General features: G+C 76.0%; 1 protein-coding gene and 1 pseudogene. One reads left to right on the forward strand and one right to left on the reverse strand.

The annotated features are described in order from the left end of the window. Positions 1 to 159 (forward strand): annotated as a pseudogene (locus tag A612_RS17960) (class I SAM-dependent methyltransferase); the annotation flags it as partial. A 34-nt stretch (positions 160 to 193) separates the two neighbouring features. Here the strand turns inward: A612_RS17960 and A612_RS10785 are convergent. Beyond that, the coding region (locus A612_RS10785; protein WP_040436631.1) for a DUF3394 domain-containing protein at positions 194 to 392 on the reverse strand (199 nt) is incomplete at its 5' end.

Here is a 392-nt window from a genome sequence, read left to right on the forward strand (position 1 = left end):
CGGCTGCCGCAGCTGCCGCCCGAGCAGGCGGCGCTCGCCACCCGGCTGGTCATGGAGCACGAGATGGGCGAGCTGTTCAAGGTGCTGGCCCTGGGCGCGGGCGGGGCCGAGTGGCGGCCGCTGGGCTTTGCCCAGGGCGACCGCACGCACCGGCTTTGAAAAGCCCGCCCGGGCTGCGGGCGGGCGCTGTCCTTCAGGCGGCCGGCTGGGCGCCGACGGGCGAGGCGGGCGGCGGCGTATCGCGCAGGCGCCGCCCCTGCAGCCACCACACCAGCAGCACCAGTGCGATTGCCGGCAGGTAGAACCAGTGGGCGGACGGGCGGTCGGCGCGCACCTGGATGTCCAGCACCTCCCAGCCCTGCTCGAAGCCGCTCTTGGCGGCGCGCGAGCCG

The sequence above is a fragment of the Melaminivora alkalimesophila genome (assembly GCF_000282995.1).
Lineage (GTDB): Bacteria > Pseudomonadota > Gammaproteobacteria > Burkholderiales > Burkholderiaceae_C > Melaminivora > Melaminivora alkalimesophila.